Annotated in this window: 15 protein-coding genes and 1 rRNA gene; 5 read left to right on the top strand and 11 right to left on the bottom strand. The window is 38.7% G+C overall.

The annotated features are described in order from the left end of the window. Nucleotides 1-36: 36 nt before the first annotated feature. The 5 genes from parC to B9T27_RS12050 all read right to left on the bottom strand — a co-directional run bounded on the left by parC (nucleotide 37) and on the right by B9T27_RS12050 (nucleotide 6766). Nucleotides 37-2256 (bottom strand): DNA topoisomerase IV subunit A, encoded by a 2220-nt coding sequence (parC, locus tag B9T27_RS12030; RefSeq protein WP_086207052.1) that lies wholly within the window; start codon nucleotides 2254-2256, stop codon nucleotides 37-39. Between the two features lie 174 nt (nucleotides 2257-2430). After that, nucleotides 2431-3750 (bottom strand): MFS transporter, encoded by a 1320-nt coding sequence (locus B9T27_RS12035; protein WP_086207053.1) that lies wholly within the window; start codon nucleotides 3748-3750, stop codon nucleotides 2431-2433. A gap of 142 nt (nucleotides 3751-3892) precedes the next feature. Further along, nucleotides 3893-4537 (bottom strand): trimeric intracellular cation channel family protein, encoded by a 645-nt coding sequence (locus B9T27_RS12040; protein ID WP_086207054.1) that lies wholly within the window; start codon nucleotides 4535-4537, stop codon nucleotides 3893-3895. Between the two features lie 61 nt (nucleotides 4538-4598). Beyond that, on the bottom strand, nucleotides 4599-5066 hold the full coding sequence (locus tag B9T27_RS12045) for a YchJ family protein (RefSeq protein ID WP_086207079.1): 468 nt from the start codon (nucleotides 5064-5066) through the stop codon (nucleotides 4599-4601). A gap of 113 nt (nucleotides 5067-5179) precedes the next feature. Next, on the bottom strand, nucleotides 5180-6766 hold the full coding sequence (locus B9T27_RS12050; RefSeq protein ID WP_086207055.1) for a TerC family protein: 1587 nt from the start codon (nucleotides 6764-6766) through the stop codon (nucleotides 5180-5182). Nucleotides 6767-7112: 346 nt separating this feature from the next. Here B9T27_RS12050 and B9T27_RS12055 point away from each other — a divergent pair, with 346 nt between their 5' ends. Continuing rightward, nucleotides 7113-7736: a TIGR00730 family Rossman fold protein gene (locus tag B9T27_RS12055; protein ID WP_086207056.1), complete on the top strand. Its 624-nt coding sequence runs from the start codon at nucleotides 7113-7115 to the stop codon at nucleotides 7734-7736. A gap of 45 nt (nucleotides 7737-7781) precedes the next feature. On the opposite strand, the gene B9T27_RS12060 is transcribed toward B9T27_RS12055, so the two are convergent. Then, on the bottom strand, nucleotides 7782-8747 hold the full coding sequence (locus B9T27_RS12060) for a hypothetical protein (protein ID WP_086207057.1): 966 nt from the start codon (nucleotides 8745-8747) through the stop codon (nucleotides 7782-7784). Between the two features lie 269 nt (nucleotides 8748-9016). Between B9T27_RS12060 and mdtD the strand changes: the two genes are divergently transcribed. The 4 genes from mdtD (at nucleotide 9017) to B9T27_RS12080 (ending at nucleotide 13173) form a co-directional block, all read left to right on the top strand. Continuing rightward, nucleotides 9017-10408, top strand: coding sequence for a multidrug transporter subunit MdtD (gene mdtD / locus B9T27_RS12065; protein ID WP_086207080.1), 1392 nt, complete (start codon nucleotides 9017-9019; stop codon nucleotides 10406-10408). A 68-nt stretch (nucleotides 10409-10476) separates the two neighbouring features. Next, a complete protein-coding gene (locus tag B9T27_RS12070) occupies nucleotides 10477-11241 on the top strand; it encodes a GH25 family lysozyme (RefSeq protein ID WP_086207058.1) in 765 nt (254 codons plus the stop codon). Nucleotides 11242-11340: 99 nt separating this feature from the next. Beyond that, a complete protein-coding gene (gene dinB / locus B9T27_RS12075) occupies nucleotides 11341-12396 on the top strand; it encodes a DNA polymerase IV (protein WP_086207059.1) in 1056 nt (351 codons plus the stop codon). 420 nt (nucleotides 12397-12816) lie between these two features. Beyond that, nucleotides 12817-13173, top strand: coding sequence for a RidA family protein (locus B9T27_RS12080; RefSeq protein ID WP_086207060.1), 357 nt, complete (start codon nucleotides 12817-12819; stop codon nucleotides 13171-13173). Between the two features lie 92 nt (nucleotides 13174-13265). Here the strand turns inward: B9T27_RS12080 and B9T27_RS12085 are convergent, their stop codons facing one another. From B9T27_RS12085 to rrf, 5 genes are all read right to left on the bottom strand, one after another. Further along, nucleotides 13266-13805 (bottom strand): DUF2726 domain-containing protein, encoded by a 540-nt coding sequence (locus tag B9T27_RS12085; RefSeq protein WP_086207061.1) that lies wholly within the window; start codon nucleotides 13803-13805, stop codon nucleotides 13266-13268. A gap of 558 nt (nucleotides 13806-14363) precedes the next feature. Continuing rightward, nucleotides 14364-16775 carry a YgiQ family radical SAM protein gene (locus tag B9T27_RS12090; RefSeq protein ID WP_086207062.1) on the bottom strand — a complete coding sequence of 804 codons (2412 nt, stop codon included), beginning with the start codon at nucleotides 16773-16775 and terminating at the stop codon, nucleotides 14364-14366. 117 nt (nucleotides 16776-16892) lie between these two features. Further along, nucleotides 16893-18149, bottom strand: a complete 1257-nt coding sequence (locus tag B9T27_RS12095) for an MFS transporter (RefSeq protein ID WP_086207063.1) — start codon at nucleotides 18147-18149, stop codon at nucleotides 16893-16895. Nucleotides 18150-18357: 208 nt separating this feature from the next. Beyond that, on the bottom strand, nucleotides 18358-18645 hold the full coding sequence (locus B9T27_RS12100) for a hypothetical protein (protein ID WP_086207064.1): 288 nt from the start codon (nucleotides 18643-18645) through the stop codon (nucleotides 18358-18360). Nucleotides 18646-19134: 489 nt separating this feature from the next. Continuing rightward, a 5S ribosomal RNA gene (gene rrf, locus B9T27_RS12105) occupies nucleotides 19135-19239 on the bottom strand; the annotation flags it as partial.

Genomic DNA, 19239 nt, shown 5'->3' on the forward strand with positions numbered 1-19239 from the left:
CCATATATAACGTATTTTGATCAATGGATGCTAGTTTTATCTTTGAATGAACAGTTTATTTGCTTTTTGATATCCACGTGGTAAGAGTTGACCTTTCGTTGCTCTCTTACCTAGATATTTTAATAGATCATCGCCTTTTAACTTTAATTGTTGCTGCCCTGCAACCACCTGAATCATTTCATTTAAATTAAGCATAATCATTGAAACAATCTGTTCTTTGGCTTCAAGCTGCATCAATTTATTGCCTTTACCTTTATTCAAAATTGGTAATTCTGCCAAATCAATTATTAAGAAGCGCCCTGCGTCACTGAGCATTCCCAAATGCGTACGCTCAGCCACCACTTGCAATGGTAAAGCTTTTGCATCTTCAGCTAAGCTTAGGAATGCTTTACCTGCTTTAGCATTAGTATCGAGCTGCTTGGCTTGCGTTTTAAAACCATAAGCTTTAGAACTTGTCGCCAGTATTTCCTGCTCATCATCGGCAATAATAACTTGTATAAATCCGACTCCATTAGCAGGAGACAGTTTTGAACTTAAAGGTTCACCAAAACCACGTGCAGAAGGTAGGCTACTAATCGCTAAAGCATAACTTCTCCCAGTTTCATCTAATACATAAACTTTTTGATTGGTTTTACCTTGCGCATGGCTGAGATACTGATCACCGACGCGAAAATTTAGTTTTTCCACATCGATATCATGCCCTTTAGCTGAACGAATCCAACCCGCTTCAGACAGCACCACCGTAACGGGTTCGGCAGGCATAAAGTCTTGTTCACTCATTGCCGTTGCTTCACCACGTTGTACCAACGGCGAACGACGATCATCACCAAATTTTTTGGCATCTTCTTTAAGTTCATTAATAATCAGTGATTTTAATGATTCAGGATTGGCCAATTGTTCACGAATAATTGCAGCTCTCGCTTCCAATTCATCTTGTTCACGGCGCATCTCCATTTCTTCAAGTTTTGCCAAGTGGCGTAACTTGAGTTCTAGAATAGCTTCCGCTTGAATCTCATCAATATTGAAACGCGACATCAAAACTGGTTTAGGCTGATCTTCCTCACGAATGATTCTAATAACTTCATCAATATTGAGAAAAGCAATAATCAAGCCTTCTAAAATATGTAGTCGCTTTTCAATTTTATTTAAATGATATTGCAGACGACGTGTGACCGTATTCTTACGAATTTCGATCCATTCTAATAAAATACGACGAATTGATTTAACTTGTGGGCGACCATCCGCACCAATCATGTTCATATTGACACGATAGCTAGACTCTAAATCTGTCGTTGCAAATAAGTGGCTCATCACCGCTTCAGCATCAATACGATTTGAACGTAGCACCACCACTAAACGCGTTGGATTTCGATGATCTGATTCATCTCGAAGATCACTCACCAAAGGTAGTTTCTTGGCCTGCATTTGATCTGCAATTTGGGTAATCACTTTCGAACCTGAAACCTGATAAGGTAATTCAGTAATCACAATTTCATTTTTTTCTACCGTATAAATCGCACGCATGCGATAGCTACCACGGCCTGTCATTTGAATTTTAAGTAATTCTTCAGGTGGAGTAATAATTTCAGCTTTGGTCGGTAAATCTGGCGCAGGAATATATTCTGCAACTTTTTCATCCGTTAAGTTTGGATTACGAATAAGTGCAATCGTGCCTTTAATCACTTCACGTAAATTATGTGGCGGAATATCGGTAGCCATACCGACGGCAATCCCGGTTGTACCATTCATCAGGATATTTGGAACACGTGCAGGTAAATTCACTGGTTCTTTCATAGAACCATCAAAGTTATCCTGCCAATCACAGGTACCTTGGCCTAATTCAGACAGTAACACTTCACTATACAGTGACAGTTTTGCCTCGGTATAACGCATAGCTGCAAATGATTTTGGATCATCAGGTGAACCCCAGTTCCCTTGTCCTTCAATAAAGGGATAGCGATAACTAAAAGGCTGCGCCATTAATACCATCGCTTCATAACAAGCAGAGTCGCCATGCGGATGATATTTACCCAACACATCACCTACTGTACGTGCAGATTTTTTAGGCTTACCACTATTTTTTAGCCCTAATTCACTCATCGCATAAACAATACGACGCTGTACGGGTTTTAAACCATCACTAATATGCGGCAATGCACGATCCATAATCACGTACATGGCATAGTTAAGATAAGCTTGTTCGGTAAATTCTGCTACAGAACGGTTTTCAGTCGCCTGATGTGTAAGGATTGTCATAACAACCTTTAATCCTAATCAATAATTATTGTTTCTAAGTTCTTATGCTATGTCGCAAGATTAGACTACACAAGGGGCTGTCAGGTAACTCTGCGACAAATTGCGTCTTATGATGTAAAACTATGCATTTTATCAAGGATGATCCATCAAAAATCATCCATTTTCATCCAAATCTTATAAACCAATCGATTCTAGAGTCTTGCCTTTGGTTTCTTCACCTAAAACTAAAACCACCAATGCAACAGCTAAAAGTACAATGGTAAACATCGTAAATACTTGATTAAAACCGTTTTGCATAACCATCATATGGGTTACCACCAAGGGTGCAACAATACCACCCATTCGCCCAACCGCCGATGCCCAACCTGAGCCAAATGCACGAATATTGGCAGGATACTGCTCAGGCGTATAGGTATACAAAACACCCCAAGCACCTAAATTAAAGAATGACATTAAACAGCCCCACAGCATAATCATGTTGACAGTAGTGGCTTGTCCAAAGAAATAGGCTGAGACTGCACACATACCAATAAAACCAGCCAATGTTGCTTTACGTCCTGCCTTTTCCACCAACCATGCCGCAGCAACATAACCCGGAAGTTGCGCTAAAATCATCACGAGAACATATTCAAAAGATTGCACAATGCTATAGCCTTGTTTAATCAATAAACTTGGCAGCCATGTAAAAATACCATAATAGGAGTACACAATCCCGAACCAAATCAGCCACAGCATCAAGCTACGCCGTGCAAAACCGCCTGACCACAATTGCTTAAAGGATACTTTTTGCTGCGAAGCGACTGGCTTCACTTCAATTTGTTGAATTACTTCAACTCCGCATTGACGTTCGAGCTTTTGCACCAAAGCATGCGCTTCTTCAATCCGTCCACGATTGACTAAATAAGGGATAGATTCTGGAACTTTCTTTAAAATGATAAAAACATAAATTGCAGGTAAGCCACCGATTAGAAAAGCGATCTGCCAACCCAATTGAGGAATCACAAAATAAGAAATTAAAGCAGCAGCCAACCAGCCTAGCCCCCAGAAACTCTCTAAAAGCACAATGAAGCGACCACGCACATGCGCAGGAATATATTCACTGACTAAAGTCACAGCAACAGGAAGTTGCCCACCTAAACCTAAGCCGACAATGAAGCGAAAGACCAAGAGCCAAGTTAAGTTGGGTGCGAATGCACACAATGCTGTCGCAATGCTATAGATCACTAAGGTCATTGCAAATACGGTACGGCGTCCTATTCGGTCTGCCAAGCCCCCTGAAAAAACCGCACCAATCGCCATACCGACAAAGCCGATGGAAACTACCCAACCCTTTTCCGTCGGTGACATCTGCCAGTCTTCGGCCATCTTCGCCAAGATAAAGGAAATTAAACCGGTATCCATCGCATCAAACATCCATCCCAATCCAATCACCCACAGCAAAGTGTAATGAAATTTACCTATGGGTAAACGTTGTACGCGTGAAACTAAGTCCATAACACAATCTCTGAATTTGCTAAAAGAGGAAGTACTGCTTTCACAACAGGATTTAGCTTTTATCTAATTATTGATATAACCTTGTAACTACACAAGGTTATTTTGTGAGGTAAATTTTTAGTTAAATTCTAGGGATAATCAGTCAAGTTTCATCTTTAGAAGATGCAGATTGCTCATCATCATCTTTATAGATAAATTTTGGCATTTCTAAACCAAAATAAATCGCGATACAGCGTAAAGAAAAACCAAAAATTAAGGTCGAAATCACCGTAATTTCTAAAGACAATCCAATATCGGTACAGAACCAATAAAAAACCACCGCAACAAAAGAAATTGAGGCATATAATTCACGGCGGAATACCAGTGGTACATCATTACACAGGATATCACGCAGAATACCGCCCGATACACCAGTGAGTACGCCTGCAACGGCACACACGACAAAACCATGTCCCATCTGTAACGCAATTTGGCAACCAATAATGGTAAAACCAATTAAACCTAATGCATCTAATAATAAGAAAATTGAATGTAAATGACGCATCCATTTGGCGATTAAAATGGTGACAAAAGCTGCACAGCAGGTCAGAACCAAATATTCAGGATGTTTCACCCAAGTCAAGGGATAATGCCCCAGTAAAACATCACGTACAGAACCGCCACCGAGTGCAGTTACGCAGGCGATTAAGATTACACCAAACCAATCCATGCTTCGTCGGCCAGCCGACAATGCCCCAGTCATGGCTTCTGCCGTAATCGCAATAACGTAAATAATGGTGAGTAACATTGCCCGTCATCCGCTGATGGGTAAGAGATGCGCGCTATTTTAAAACATCTTTTGAAAAAAACTATACATATTCTGCGCAACATTGTTTAAATTTTTTCTTTGAGCCACAAATACAGGGTTGTTTCATGGTGATTTGCATATCTGTGGTTGGATCTAGGAAATACCATGCATTCTCATACTTCACAAAATGTGAAATTTCATGATGAATTTGGACCTGTTGCCCATCATGGTAATGCGCTTTAAATTCAACTTGAGCATGGGTTTTGTTCAGCTTTTCATTGCTACTGACAATTTCAAGTTCTAACCATTGATTGGCTTTGCTCCAATCTGCGATAGCTGCCCGATCTAATACAGCTTGCTGACCTAGTGTAGTGGTGTGAATAATGTAATCAATTTCATGCTTGGCAAAAGCACTATAGCGAGAGCGCATTAACTGCTCTGCGGTTTGAGCGCGCGCATTACCCAAATGTAAAGGCTGACAACATTCGCTATAAAGCCCTAAACTACAAGGGCATAATTGATCTGACATGACATCACCAAGAATTAAAGATGCTGCATCATAATTCAAAGCAGCTCTATCAATTTAACCTTTTCATAAAAAAGCCAGTCTTTCGACTGGCCTCTTCAAATTTCTATCCAAGATTATTCATCTTCAGATTTTTTAAGCTCGACAATATGCACTTTCTCAATTTTATGGCCATCCATAGTTACCACTTCAAATAGATAACCATCCGCTGTTAAGCGTTGACCATTTTCAGGCAAACGACCTAAATGAAATAAGATATAACCTGAAAGTGTTGAATATTGTTCCGACTCATCCACTAAATCACGGCCCAATAGCAATGATACATGACGAATATCAGTTGAACCTTCCAAAATGAGTGAACCATCTTCCAGACTTTCTGCAGTGGTATCCAATTCATCTTCATCAGGGAATTCACCCGCAATCGCTTCTAGTACATCAATCGGAGTTACAATTCCTTCGATAGAACCATACTCATTTAGTACAATCGCCATTTGTAAGGGAGCTTGGCGCAATTGTTCCATCACCATCAAGACTTGTGCATTTTCATGCACAATCACTGGATCGCGTAAATGCTTTTCAAAACTTAAAATACCCGTTTCAATATAATCATTCAGTACTTTGTGCGTCAGCACGATCCCTGCAATATTGTCTAACTCGCCATGTGCCACAATTAAACGAGAATGCGTCATCGACATTAAACGTTCTTTAACTGTGGCATGATCATCATTTAAATCAATCCATTCCAATTCAGGACGTGGTGTCATTACTGATTTCACAGGTCGTTCAGATAAGCCTAAGACTCCTTGAACCATAACACTATGATATGCCCCATTTTCAGGGTCAAACATTTCATTAGCAATTGCTTGTGTGGCTAAGACATCTTCTACATGGCTATTGGCATTGTCTGAACCATTGGCACTTTTACCCCCCAACATACGCATCACTGCTGATGCAGTACGGAAACGTAAATCATTGGTCGTCACTAATTTTTCTTGGTTCTTACGCATAGTTTGGTTCATAAATTCAATCAGAACCGAGAAGCCAATCGCAGCGTATAAATAGCCTTTAGGAATATGGTAGCCAAAGCCCTCAACAATCAGCGAGAAGCCAATCATCATCAGGAAGCCAAGACAAAGAATAACGACAGTCGGATGTTTATTGACAAAATTCATGAGCGGTTTAGAAGCCCACAACATAATACCAACCGCAATCACTACAGCGATCATCATCACAGACAGTTCTTTTACCATTCCCACAGCAGTAATCACACTATCAAGCGAGAACACAGCATCCAGTACCACAATCTGTGCAATCACGATCCAAAAAGCCGCATGAACTGGATTTTCTTCTTTGAGTTGCTGAGCACCTTCAAGGCGTTCATGCAACTCCATGGTTCCTTTAAATAACAGGAATACACCACCAAATAATAAAATCAGGTCACGACCGGAAAATGGATGCTCTAAAATATGGAATAAAGGTGCGGTGAGCGTAATGACCCATGCAATAGATGCCAGCAGCACCATCCGCATACACAGTGCCAATAACAACCCAACAATTCGAGCCGTATTACGCTGTTCTGGAGGAAGTTTTTCCGCCAAAATGGCGATAAAGACAAGGTTATCAATACCTAAAACTATTTCTAATACAACTAAAGTCGCTAAGCCGACCCATGCAGAAGGATCAGACATCCATTCTAATATCATTGAGCTTGCTCCAAGAGTATTTCAGCATTTTGATGTTCTAAAATGGGAAACTTGAAGAGTTTCTTCAATTTATATTGATCTTTTATTGATTTAGAAAACTGTGTAATTTTGGAGCGACGACAACCACTACCCATGATGATTCATTTGTTGAGAAACTTAACTTTAGTATAGGCAAAATCGCTAAAAATTTCATCTTTTTTGTGATTCAAACTTGCGGATGACTGTTCTTTACAACCCCCAAATAGCTTGCTAGAACTGTATAAATCGAGTTAGCGATCAATGATTTTTATGACTTAAACTAGAGAGCTAAAAGAGAACATGCTAAGTTAAGGTGAAAAAATAATTGATGAATAGCGTATTACACTATATGAAAAATGAATCTCTTGACCCTAGAATTAAAAGCTCTCAACATCTGATTGCACTTTATTGTGGTTCACGATCGGGGAACCACCCTATTTATAGAGAGAAAGCAATTGCTTTGGCTTCGGGCATTGCGGAACGTGGTTTTGGTATTGTCTATGGTGGTGCGAGCATTGGCTTAATGGGACAAGTGGCAGATACTGTTACTGAACATGGTGGTGATGTAGTTGGAGTAATTCCTGAATTTATGCTTGATTATGAAATTGCACATCATCATTTAACTGAATTACATATCGTACAAACCATGCATGAACGTAAAGCCATGATGGCCGATCGTGCTGCTGCATTTGTGGCACTTCCTGGTGGCTTGGGAACATTTGAAGAGATTCTAGAAGTTGCGACTTGGAGCCAACTCAATCAGCACCAAAAACCCATGATGCTCTATAACGTGAATGGTTTCTATGACCACCTAATTGCTCAACTTGATCATGCAGTACAAGAAGGCTTTTTACCGCCACAACACCGAGCTAAATTGATTGTCTGCAATCATGCAGATCAAATTTTCAATGCCATTAAAAATTTAAGCAGCCCAGAACATTTTGTAATTTAAATTTAAAACAGCGAGTTCAATACTCGCTGTTTTATTGACTATGTATTAACCTTCAATCCAATGGTAAAACCATGGCAAAGTCGTGGCTAATAAAATACTCATTAATAAACCAACCATAAGTTTCATGGCATCTTTACTCACATTGCGAGAGGTTCGATACTTATTCACTTCTTGTAAGTGCAACGACATGGCAAACTCACGCCCTGCCAACAACCCAAGGAATACCCAAGTGGTGCTCATTGGAATATTACTTAACTCTTTAAACACCAATAAAATAATTGCATACATAAAATCAATAATGGTCGCAGAACGGATGTCTGCTACCCCCGTTTTAGTATCAATAATTTGCTGAATTGCCCCACCCCGTTGATAAAAAACTACACCGAGTAGAATAATAAAAACAGAAATCGCGAATAACATAAATTCGAATGGCACAGCGCGCGGCACATATACAAAGATATTGGCAAGATCTTGAATTAGCCACTGACTCCACAAAAATGCGGTTGAAATCCATTGAATCGCGACCCAAGTTTTAGGCGTCGGCAGATGTCGGGTTTTAGTGAAATAGATCGTGACACTTTTAATCACTACACGATAAACAATAATGGCCACGACAAATGCCACGGCATAGCCCAGCATGGATTTGGTGAGCATCGCTCCCAAACTACTTGGTGAGAAAATCGTCAGCACCAAAAAGGTCGTACTGACTGGTATGCCATATTTGGTGAGCAAAATAAGCAGTAGTGGCGGAACAATATATAGCCAAGTAATCCCCCCTTGAGGGAATGGAATAGTTTCCAAACGACCATAAGAGGCATCACCTACCCCCGAAGTCCACCAACCATACATGAGTACAACGGCTAAGATGCTACTGGTGTATAACCAAAGCATCCACCATGGTCGATGTGCGTTGGAAGAGATGAATGTGCCCAAGGTTTGCGGTACATCATTCCCCACGATTGAATAGGCTGCTAAACAAAAGCCTACCACCATTAAAAGCTCAATTCCCATCAATCTCTAACCTTTATTGCGAACACCAGACACCTCAGTGCAAATTTTACTAAACGCAGATTATGCCACTTTGATACATTTGCATACCTTTGGTTCTGTCTATTTTTGACACACTCAAAAATTTATAAAATTGCTCAGATTCAGTATCTCATCCCTTTTAATAAGGCGATCATCAAAACTTTGTTGTATTGCAATAGATTGGTACAGTTTCATACACTATTTAGAATGTCTTTGCTTTAGACTAAATTAAACAACAGCTTTATATGGTTATGACTGACATACCAACGCACCAACGTCTCCAGCCTGAGTTTCGTTTATTGGTTTTTCTCGTGTCTATTGGCTTTTTTATGCAAGGCTTAGACACGACTATTATCAATACAGCTTTGCCTGCAATGGCGCAAAGTTTGAATGAAAATCCATTACGGATGCATGGTGTCATTATTAGTTATGTACTGTCTGTCGCAGCTTGTATTCCCTTAAGTGGCTGGCTCGCAGATCGTTTTGGGGTTCGAAATACATTTTTTGCAGCGATTGTAATTTTTACCCTCGCATCATTGGGTTGTGGTTTATCTCAAAGCTTTTATCAACTCATTTTCTTTCGTGTAATCCAAGGCTTGGGCGGTGCATTACTTTTGCCTGTCGGTCGCTTAGCCATGCTAAAACTGATTCCACGAGCACAGTTTTTATCGGCCATGAGTATGATGAGCCTAGCAGGTTTACTTGGGCCGCTAATGGGGCCAACTTTAGGTGGCTATCTGGTTGAGTACGTAACTTGGCATTGGATTTTTCTGATTAATCTTCCAATTGGTCTGTTGGGTGTGTTCGTCACTTTTAAAGCCATGCCAAATGTGACCGAAGCTACTGTAAAAAGATTCGATTTAAGTGGTTTTATTTTATTGGTGATTGCCATGGTGGGTATGGCTTTAGGCATTGAAAGTATTGCAAATCGAGAAGTATCTCGCAGTTTAAGTTATGGATTATTAATAGCAGGTTTTGCTGCTGCTGGGCTGTATGCCTATCATGCACATACGCATCAAAATGCCCTATTTCGCAGTAAACTTTTTAAAAACAAAGTCTATGCCATTGGCATTTTAGGTAATTTTTTTGCTCGCTTTGGTGGGAATGCAATTCCATTTATTTTACCACTAATGTTACAGGTCGCATTTAAAGTAGAGCCATTTATGGCCGGTATCATGATGACTCCAGTAGTACTGGGCTCATTATTCTCTAAGCCCATTATTCGCCCCATTATTCAACGGGTTGGATATCGACGTTTTTTACTGGTCAATACCATCCTTGTCGGCGTATGTATTGCTAGTTTTTCACTGACTACAGCAGAGACACCGATGTGGCTCCGCGCATTCCATTTTTTTATTTTTGGAGCCTTAAATTCATTGCAATTTGTCAGTATGAATACCCTGACTTTAAAAGATTTACCTCAACAAGATGCCAGTAGCGGTAATAGCTTTTTATCGATGATTATGATGTTATCCATGAGTATTGGCGTCGCACTTGCTGGAACTTTACTTAATATTTTTACAGCTTACTATGGCACTAATCAAATCAGCGATGCCTTTCATATGACGCTAATTTGTTTGGGTGCAATCAACATCATTACAGCTTATATTTTTTCTCAAATTCCAAAAAATATGCCAATTTAACTTTTAAAGATAAAGGACATGCTATTGCACCTTATAATCCTGAATGCTAAAAATAGATCACTTAGATCATGAAAAAAAGAGCTTCTAAACTAGACTCTCTGTGGCGATACCCTTCCTATATTGGGATGGCATTCTTGTGCTGTGCGATACTCGTATCCCTTGTATTTTTTCATCAAAATACTGCTGCACAAGATTATCCCGTGCAAGGTTTTGATGTTTCACATCATCAAGGTGACATTGATTGGAAAAAAATCTCACCCAAACACTATCAATTCGTCTATCTCAAAGCCACTGAAGGTGGTGATTATCAGGATGATAAATTTCAAGACTATTGGCTCAGCGCGCATGAACAAGGTCTACGTATCGGCGCCTATCATTTTTATCGCCTGTGTCGTGATGGTGATATTCAGGCACAGAATTTCATTCAAACTGTCCCAAATAAATCTTATGCTTTGCCTCCAGTCATTGATTTGGAATATGACAGCAACTGTATCAATCATTTCAGTAAAGAACAGTTATTAAAACAAATTCAAATTATGCATGACCGTTTACAGCAGCATTATGGTAAACAACCGATTTTTTATACCTCAAAAAACTTTTATAATATTATTTTACTGAATCAATTCAAACAAACCCCTATTTGGATTCGTGAATATCAAGGCTCCCCTGAGCTAAAAGACAAAAGACCTTGGACCTTTTGGCAAAAAAGCAATCAGGGTCAAATTAAAGGTATTCACACGATAGTTGACTTAAATGTATTCCATGGTTCAGAACAAGACTGGAATATATTTTTAGAAAAGAATCAGCTCCTTTCTTTTCCAAAGAAAAATTAAATACTTCACCTGACAGTAGTTGACGCTTTAAATTTTAGGATGGATAACAATTTAAACCGCATCGGTTAGAATAAAGTATCCCCTCTTATCATGTGACACATGAGAAAAATCATACATATCGACATGGATGCCTTTTATGCATCTGTCGAATTAAAAGACCAACCACAATTACAACATTTACCCGTAGTGATTGCCTCACATCATCCTCGTGCTGTGATTGCGGCAGCATCTTATCCTGCACGAACTTTCGGCCTACGCTCTGCGATGTCGATGTCACAGGCAATCAAGCTGTGCCCCCAAGTGATTGTGATTGAACCCAACTTTGAAAAATATCGTGCCGTATCTGAGAAAATTCATACTATTTTTCAAAAATATACTTCCATCATTGAGCCGTTATCTTTGGATGAAGCCTATTTAGATGTCACTGAAAACTTAAAAAATATTCCAAGTGCTACCGAAGTAGCTGAACAAATCCGAGCCGATATTTTTACCTGCACAGGATTAACTGCATCAGCAGGAGTTGCGCCCAATAAGTTTCTTGCAAAAATTGCATCAGACTGGCATAAGCCCAATGGAATCTGCATTATTAAGCCATACCAGGTACAACATTTTATTCAAAATCTGCCACTGAAAAAAATTCCTGGGGTCGGTAAAGTCACTCAGGAAAAGTTAAAACTATTGCACTTAGCAACCTTGGGCGATTTACAAAAAATTGAAGAAGCGATTCTTATCCAGCATTTTGGTAAATATGGCAAGCAATTGTTCTTATATGCACAAGGCATTGATGATCGTCCTGTGCAACCAGAACGTCAAAGACAACAGATTTCTAAAGAAATTACCTTTGATTCAGATTTCACCCTGATGCAATGCCAACCCTATTGGGACAATTTGATTGAACGGGTATGGCGTAATCTAGAAAAAAAACAGTTTCAAGCTCGCGGTGTCACCGTCAAACTCAAACTCAAAAATTTTCAGGTTTTACAACACAGTAAAAGCTTTAAACAGGCTTTAAATTCTCAACAAGAAATGACTCTAGTGATACAACAACTGATACAAGAAATGTTGATTCCTGAACACTATCAATTTCGTTTAGTCGGGGTCGGTGTTTATCAGCTATCAGAGAAACAGGAACAATCACAGTTATCACTTTGGTAACCGATCAAAATAGAATACTTTTTAATCGAACGAGTAAAAATAAAACAATTATTCCCCCATTTTACTTATTTTTAGAGTAATCTAACCTTCGCTATACATTACCCATGTATATGCCGAGAGGCCAAAAATCACCTTTACTTTTAGCCTATTGTCCTGTGATTAGTGTGACGATCAAATCCGAAAATTACAGGGCTCTCTGCCATTCACTTGGGTTCTCATCCATTTCGATCATCTAAAGCCCATAATAAAAACCTTCTGCAAATTTTTAACTTCAAAATATTTTAATTCCAAACATCATGCTATCCATGTCAATAAAACTGTCATTTTTATTTCAGCTTTTTAAATCAAAAATAAAGTGTAACTTTGCAGAATATAGTTGATCGCGTACAATTTAAATCATCATCAAATTTTGGAAATACCATGGCTGTTCAGCGTTTACATGTAGAAAAACGTTTTTCTGAAATTGCAATTTCTGGAAATTTAGTTCATTTGGCTGGTCAATTGGCATCTGACTTAAGCCTTGATATCCAAGGACAAACTCGACAAACCTTAGATATTATTGAACGTTTTCTTGCAGATGCAGGCACAGATAAAAATCATATTATGTCTGTGACGATTTTCCTCAAAGATATTGAACAAGATTATGCAGGTATGAATGAGATTTGGGATGCATGGTGTTCAGATATTCAAGCCTTACCTCGAACTTGCGTAGAAGCCAAAATGTATAGACCCGATGTGTTAGTGGAAATGACGGTGGTTGCAGTTAAACCTGAATAAAGCTGAAATCGATTTAACTACAGCACCAAACACACAGCAGCGAGTAAAAAATTTCATTGCATTAGAAATGTATGACCAACATGCATTTCTATTTAACCAAAAATACGTGTTTTAGATGCTTGATCACGATATAGATTTAATTTTCCAAAAATAGCTGGATATTCAGCATCAATGCTTTGCATCTGAGCTGGTTCCATTAAAAAATCTGCTCGTAATTGTTGATATTCTGGCACCTTGGTATAGCGAATGACACGATACGTAGCCATTTCCAATAGTGCATATTGATATATTGTCGCGCTAGAACGTTTCACTAAATTTGGATCATCTAAAGCAACCACCGCAATAACACGGCAATCCTTATCCAAAATCACGAAGTTAGCAAACATCTTTTGATATTTACGACGGGTATGTGAATATTTTGTGGTTAGCAAGGCATCAAATGATACATGTGCCAATATATTTGCTTCAGGCAACACCTCTTTAAGTCGAGTAAAAGTAATCTGCTCACTCGAATTAAAAACAGCTCTTTGTCTTAAAACGCTATCATTTTTTTGCTTATTTTTTAATCCGTTATAAGCAAAGACAATCGCGATAGCAAGTATGACTAAACTTGCAAAAACTATCATGTCCATTTTCTATTCCTTCTTTTTTTATAATTCGGCTAAATCACCGTTTTTTGTTTATTCAATTATATAATTAACCAATAAAATTAAAACTCCCTGTTCATAAACGCTATTGAATCACAACAAAACTCTTATAAAACTTTAAAAATAAGTTCAAGTCATTATTTTCATTCATATAATTTACTACATTGTTCTTAATTATAAATTGAATTATTTAAATTATCCTCATCTACGATTCAACACAAATGAATAACTAATATTTATGGTTATAACTATATTTTGATAAAAATACAAATTAATCCGATGGAAATACAGTTTGATTGTCTAACAATATAACGCCCAATAATCCATTTTTAAGCATCGTTTCCTCAATAATTTCAATTAATTTGTCCACCGTTTAAACTAAATTCTAAACAATAGTGAAAACACGTAGCTTTCAAAGCCAAACCAATCTTGATAATAACTTTATAATCAAGGATCATACTATTCTTAATAGTTATCTATTAGCCATATATAAAGTAAGCAATAAAAAAAGGATGCCTAAGCATCCTTTTTTAACGTTTAAAACTAAGCCCGTGATTTAGATTTCGCTTTACCCTTTGGTCCACCAAACGGACGTTTAGCATCACCCGTTTCACGTGGTGGCAAACCGGTATGCTGGGTCAAAATCTGTCCACGTTCAGGACGTTTCTTCGTATTTGAAGGACGACCTTGGCTAGTAGATTTTGCATTACGCTCGGCATTGTCAGTACTACGTTTTTGTGAATCGCCGCCAACTGTCGAGTTTTTCTTACGTGCAGACTGATACTCACCTTCAGTACCTACCGGTTGATAAGTCGGAATCAAATGCTGCTTTGAGTTACCAATTAAGTCTGTACGACCCATTTCTTTCAACGCTTCGCGCAATAATGGCCAATTGTTTGAGTCATGGTAACGTAAGAAGGCTTTATGAATACGACGACGCTTATCACCTTTTACAATATCAACCGTTTCAGTATAACGCGCGACTTTTGCCAACGGATTTTTACCCGTGTAATACATAGTAGTTGCAGTTGCCATTGGGGATGGATAGAAGGTTTGTACCTGATCGGCACGGAAACCATTCTTCTTCAACCAAATCGCCAAATTCATCATGTCGTAATCGGTAGTTCCCGGATGCGCAGCGATGAAATAAGGAATTAAATATTGCTCCTTACCCGCTTCCTTACTGAAACGATCAAACATTTGTTTAAAACGATCATAAGTACCAATACCGGGTTTCATCATCTTCGACAATGGGCCTTTTTCGGTATGCTCAGGCGCAATTTTTAAATAACCCCCAACATGATGCTGTACCAACTCTTTCACGTATTCAGGATTTAAAACTGCCAAGTCATAACGCAAACCTGAACCAATCAGAATTTTTTTAATGCCTTTTAATTCACGTGCTTTACGATACAACTGAGTTAATGGTGCATGATCGGTATGTAAGTTTTGACATACACCTGGATAAACACACGATGGTTTACGACAGTTTTTCTCAATCTCAGGATCTTTACACTGTAAACGGTACATGTTTGCAGTTGGGCCACCTAAGTCGGAAATAATGCCAGTAAAACCAGGTGCTGTATCACGAATCTTTTCGACTTCACGTAAAATAGAATCTTCCGAACGATTCTGAATAATACGACCTTCATGTTCAGTAATCGAACAGAACGTACAACCACCAAAACAGCCACGCATGATATTCACAGAGAATTTAATCATGTCAAAAGCGGGGAACCGTGCTTCAGCATAAGCCGGATGCGGTAACCGTGCATAAGGTAAATCAAAGACATAGTCCATTTCTTCCGTCGTTAACGGAATTGGCGGTGCATTTAACCAAACATCACGTTCACCATGTTTTTGCACCAAAGCGCGCGCATTTCCCGGATTGGTTTCTAAATGCAAAATACGATTCGTATGTGCATACAGTACTGGATCGTCAGAAACTTCTTCAAAGGCAGGCAAGCGAATGACCGCCAATTCACGCGGAGGTAATTTGTGTTTAATGGCTTTAGAGGTCGGTTGTAGCTGGACAATTTGAGTATCAGGATCTAAATGATCACCTTGACGTACAATGGGATTAGCTACCGCTTCTTTTTGGAAGTTTTGATACTTGGTTAACGAATTGCCTTTATCTTGTTCAATTTCGCAACCATCTAAATCTTCAGTCATCACATAAGGATTAATGATCGGGTCAACACGACCCACTGTATCCACATCATTTGAAGCAATTTCGACAAACTTAGCCTTAGAAGCTCGGTTCAATTTGTTTACGATAAATGCTGTACCGCGAACATCAGTAATTTGGTGAATTTTTTCGCCACGAGCTAAACGATGCATTACTTCAGTAATTGAGCGCTCACCATTACCGTACATTAATAAATCAGCTTTAGAATCCATTAATACTGAACGACGGACTTTATCTGACCAGTAATCATAGTGCGCAATACGACGTAATGAAGCTTCAATTCCGCCCAACAGAACAGGCACATCAGGATAAGCTTCACGTACACGTTGGCAATACACTGTTGCAGCACGGTCTGGACGTTTATTTGGTTGATTATCTGGTGAGTAAGCATCATCGGAACGAATTTTACGGTCAGCCGTATAACGGTTGATCATCGAATCCATATTCCCAGCGGTTACTCCCCATGCGATATTGGGTTTACCCAAGGCACGGAATGCTTCTACATTGGTCCAATCTGGCTGTGCAATAATTCCGACGCGGAAACCCTGTGCTTCTAATGTACGACCAATAATGCCAGAACAAAAAGACGGATGGTCAATATAAGCGTCGCCACAAACCAAAATAAAATCGCAGGAATCCCAACCGAGTTGATCCATCTCCTCGCGTGACATAGGCAAAAATGGTGCAGGTTCAAAGCACGATGCCCAATATTTGTCATAATCAAACAACGCAGTAGGCGCTGTCTGAGCGGTATAAGCTGTAGACATGGTTAGAAATTCTCGGCTGGAGATTAAAGAAGAAACATCAAAAGATGAAAGTCGATCATTTTAGCATGAATTACATTCATGTTGCTTGATTAAAAAATATACATAAACAGCAGTTTATCATTTATTATTTTTCTCACTAATCACCTCATGCAATTCAGTACCATCCTGTTTATTTTCAAGCATCTCTTTTAATACCCAAGCCAAAAATAATCCAATGAGTAAAACACCTGTGATGACTATAGTTAGACCTAACCAGCCATAATTTTCCCATACTAAACCACCAGTACTACCTAACAAGCTTGATCCTAAGTAATAGCAGAATAAGTACAAAGATGAACCGACTGCTCGATACTGTAACGACTGAACAGAAACCCAACTACTTGAAGTTGAGTGTGCTGCAAAAAATGAAAAGGTAAAAATCAGTAAACCTAATAAAATCATCAATATAGAAGGAATCAACATCAACCACAAACCTAAAATCATGCTGCTAAACATACAAATTAATACTGTGCCACGTCCATACTTGAGACTCCAACTCGCAGCACGCGGTGAACTATAAATACCGGATAAATAAGCGATTGAAATTAGCCCTATCCATGTTTGCGAAAGCTCAAAGGGCTTTTCTAACAGATGATAACTCATGTAATTGAATACGGTGACAAAACAGCCCATGAGAATAAAACCTTCAGCAAACAATAAGCGTAGCTTTGGATCAGATAAATTCTTTTTAAATGAGTCTTTAAAACGTGACCATTGAATGGGATAAGCTTTGAAATGTTGAGATGCAGGTAGAGCAAGATAAAAAATGATCGCAATAATCAAGTTTAGTAAGCCAATAATACCTATTGCCGCTTGCCAAGGAATGTAATCCAATAATACCCCAGCAATGAGGCGTCCACCCATTCCTCCAATTGCTGTGCCTGAAATATACAGACCCATGGCAAAACCAACATCCTTTTGCGCGATTTCTTCACCAATATAGGTCATTGCAACGGAAGCTACACCGCTCACAGCCAATCCAATCATCATTCGAGTGGCTAAAAAAAACTCCCAATGAGATAAAAATGAGCTGATTAATAATAAGATTGAGGTCGAAAATAAAGAAATTGCCATGATTTTTTTACGACCATAACGATCAGAAATCAATCCTGTAAAAAGTAGCCCAAGTGCTAAAGCAATCGTTGAAAAAGATAAAGAAAAACTACTCTGTGTTGCAGTTATCTGAAAAAATTTGGCTAAAAAAGGCATCATGGGTTGGACACAATATAAGGATGAAAATATTGCAAAACCAGCCAAAAATAATGAGAGTAAAATTGCGCTAAATGATTTGGTACCATACTCTATATAGTGCATGGACTCAGGTAATTCAGACATAAGCTCTCCTTATATCCATTCAGTATACAATTTTTTCATTGATTCTAAAGAATAAAATCCTTTATCCAAACCTCAAAGGTAGGCATTTACGCTCCTCAGCGCTATGCAATTATTGAGCTGAAGTGAATAATCAAAAAGCCTAAAGATATAGCTCATGTCTATCTAGCTAGCACCAATACCGCATACTCAAGAATTTAAAATATCATCCTTATATAAAATTTGCCCATGTTTCAGCAAAACCTTCCAACACCACACATAAAATGCCTTCAATCGAAGCTGGAAGACTTGTTAACTTTAAATTATTTTTCTGTGTTGATAAATCTATGATTAATTGTGTTGCTAAATACAAACGAGAAACAATAGTATCTACAAAAATATATTTGGCATTATTTAAATGTGCACCATCACCTGATAATTCCACACCTTCAAGCACAGCCGCTTTTGAGTTTAAACCAGCAAATGCTGCATTTGTACTACCACCAGCAGCTTCAGACATAATCACCAAGAGTAAATTCAGCTCAGTTTTGCATAGTGACTGTGCTTTTTCAGCAGTTTTTTAGCTTGATGATTAACAGCTTGAGGTAGTCGACGCACTTCATACTGACATCACTATCAGTAAGCTTCCTCACTTTTACTTTCTCTTCTAAAACTTTTTCAATATCTTGGAAATCTTTTACTTGTCATGTACGAACACATACCTGTGCACTCGCTTCAGCTGGAATTACATTCCGTTTTTACCTACACTTGCTACAGTCTAGCTCAATTTCAATCCCGTTTTAGGGTTCGATAAATTCTGTAACTATAAAATGTGATAAGACAATTCTGTTAGCATATTTATACCAGCTTCTAGTTTTACACCCATATGTGCAGATTTGCCTTTAATCTCTAAATACACAGCACCAGTACCGCTCATTTTCTTAATTCATTAACTTCCGCGCATAAAAAAACACCCCTTACATTGTAAGGGGTGTTTTTAGGAATAATGAGCTGGCGATGACTTACTCTCACATGGGTAACCCCACACTACCATCAGCGCTAAGAGGTTTCACTTCTGAGTTCGGGAAGGGATCAGGTGGTTCACTCTTGCTAT

This window comes from Acinetobacter sp. ANC 4648 (assembly GCF_002135345.1).
Lineage (GTDB): Bacteria > Pseudomonadota > Gammaproteobacteria > Pseudomonadales > Moraxellaceae > Acinetobacter.